1 pseudogene is annotated in these 2,402 nt (G+C 41.5%); it reads left to right on the forward strand.

The features are described from left to right. A pseudogene (locus tag PT278_RS07925) lies at positions 1-2,402 on the forward strand (hypothetical protein); the annotation flags it as partial.

The raw sequence follows: 2,402 nt of genomic DNA on the forward strand, positions 1-2,402 counted from the left end.
AGTGCAACTAGTCAAGCAAGTCGGGCACAAGAAGTTGTGCAATCGCAAGCAGCTAAAGAAACTAAGGAAACCGTAAGTTCACAGGTTAATGTGCAGGATGAGTACGACATTAATTCAGAGGCTAATTCAATTGCCAATGATTTTACCAATACTAGTGCCAACCATTCATCACTGACGGATTATGTATCTAATTCACAGTCGAAGAGTTTTGCCAATAATACTAGTGATACTTCCGCATCCAGGAGCTTGACGGATAAGAGTTCGTTAGCAGCTTCTTTGGCTAATTCATTGGCCAGCAGTATGGATGCCAGTCAAACATCACAAATTAATGCCGATGGTAATGACATTGTTGATAGCGTGACAATTGCAGGAAATTCATCTAATGCTTCTGATAACTTGCAAGATGATTCTGGCTTTATTTCAGGCGCAAATTTTACCAGTAACTCATTCCAAAGTATGGTAAGCAATAGTTATTCGCGTTCGGCGAGTTTAGCTAGTGATGCCGCGCAAAGTTTTGCCAATAGTTTGTCTAGATCAAACACGATTAGTAAAATGAGCAGTGAGAGCATCAGTTTGTCAGTTTATAAGAATAAGAGCTTTGCCAACTCAGATTCGCAAAGTGTTGGAATTAGTCAAGCTGAAAGTATTAGTGCTTCAAATGCTAGTCAGAGCAGTTTCGATGATTCAAATAGTGTATCGATCAGTAAATCAGTGAGCGCATGGTACCTGTCTGCTAGTCAAAACGTAATAGATGAAAGTCGCAATGCTTCCTCATTGAGTCTAGAGGATAGCCAGAATATTTCGACAGTTGCTTCGCAATCATATTCATTCTCAATTCATGCGTCACTGAGAAAATCGACTGACATGAGCGTCTCAAACTCAGCCGCAACTTCGGCAATTACTAGTATGAAGGCCGAAGTCTTCAAACTGAGTCAGTCAATTAGTATTAGTAATTCGCTTAAGGATTCACAATTGACTAGTTTGAGTAATGTTTCGCTGGCAGCTTCGGAAAGTATTTCTAATAGTATTAATGCCAGTTTAAGTGCTTCCGAAGTAACAAGTAAGAATTATGCTTCGACAGTTTCACGTTATTTGGAGTTGAGCAACAGTAACTCTTCAATGCACGCTGTTGTTTCGAACAAGAACTCGAAATACGCCGCAAGTGCTTCAGCTGCAAGTGCCGCTTCAATTAGTGCCAGCTTGGCTGAATCGCAGAGTAAGATCGCGGTAATTTCTAAGTCAAATTCCGAAAGATTAGCAGCCAGTTCTCAAGCATCAAACGCAGCTTCACTTGCCTTAAGTAAGAACATAGCTGATTATAATTCAGCTTCAGCTTCAGCTGGCAGCTATATTAATTCGGCTAGTCTGTCGGCAAGTAAGAACAGCACGAGCATGAATGAAAGCATGACTTCAGAGACTAGTCGGCTGCATGCGTCATTGACTTCACGGGGGCAACAATTGTCCGCCAGCATGCAAAACTCCTTGTCAGAAGCTGGTAGTTTATCAGATGCCGCAACGCACTCCGAAATTGAAAGCTTGTTAATCGACAACTCGCAAATGAGTCAGAGCGAAAGCCAATCGATGGTTAACAGTGCCAATAATAGTGGTTCAATCAGTGACAGCAATAGTAAAGTCATTGCCGACAGTCAAAGCCGAAGCTATAGTAAATCGCTTAGTGACAGTAACTCAGTTGCAAGTAGTGCCAGCGAAAGCTACAGTGCTTCATTAAGTAAGAGTAATTCAACAGCCGTTAGTCAAAGCAACAGTATCTCCAAGAGTTTACAGGATTCATTTGCCTCAGCCATTAACGCCTCAGGCAATTCGAATGCCGAGGAAAGCTTGAGCAATAGTAAATCATTGAGTCAAAGCAATTCCAAAGTTGCAAGTGCCAGCGAAAGCTTTAGTACTTCCATTAGTGACAGTAACAGCGTTGCTAGCCAAAGTACTTCAAAGAGTCAAAGTACGAGTAAGTCGATAGCTGACAGTGCTAGCCAAAGTTACAGCACTTCATTAAGTCAAAGTAATTCAGCAGCTGTTAGCCAAAGCAATAGTATTTCTAAGAGTCTGCAGGATTCATTTACTTCAGCCATCAACGCTTCAGGTAACTCGAATGCTTCAGAAAGTCAAAGTACTAGTTACTCATTGAGTCAAAGTAACTCAAAGATTAACAGTGCCAGCGAAAGCTTCAGTACTTCAATTAGTGACAGTAACAGCGTTGCTAGTCAGAGTACTTCGAAGAGCCAAAAGGATAGTAAGTCAACAGCTGATAGTGCGAGTGAAAGCTATAGTACCTCAATCAGCGATAGTAACAGTGTTGCCAGTCGCAGTACTTCAATCAGCCAAAGTAACAGTAAGTCATTGGCTGATAGCCAAAGCCAAAGTTACAGCACGTCATTAAGTCA

The organism is Lactobacillus sp. ESL0703, assembly GCF_029433435.1.
Taxonomy (GTDB): domain Bacteria; phylum Bacillota; class Bacilli; order Lactobacillales; family Lactobacillaceae; genus Lactobacillus.